1 pseudogene is annotated in these 258 nt (G+C 67.8%); it reads left to right on the forward strand.

The features are described 5' to 3' along the window. Nucleotides 1-258, forward strand: a pseudogene (locus SB764_RS42070) (histidine kinase); the annotation flags it as partial.

A 258-nucleotide genomic window follows, 5' to 3' on the forward strand; every position in this document is an offset into this window, starting at 1 on the left:
GTCATCATCGAGGCCGAGCCCTCGCAGGACGGTGCCCAGGGCGGCGCGACCATGTCGATCCGCAGCATGATGGCCCGTCTCGACCAGGCGCAGACGCTGGAAGACTTCTACCGCGAAGGCGCCCGCCAGGCCCGAGCGCTGACCGGTTTCGACCGCGTCATGGTCTATAGTTTCGACGAAAAGGGATCGGGCGAAGTCGTCGCCGAAGCGGCGCGCCCCGGCGTAGGCTCCTTCCTCGGCCTGCACTATCCGGCCTCC

This window comes from Paraburkholderia sp. SIMBA_027 (assembly GCF_046535315.1).
Taxonomy (GTDB): Bacteria; Pseudomonadota; Gammaproteobacteria; order Burkholderiales; family Burkholderiaceae; genus Paraburkholderia; species Paraburkholderia tropica.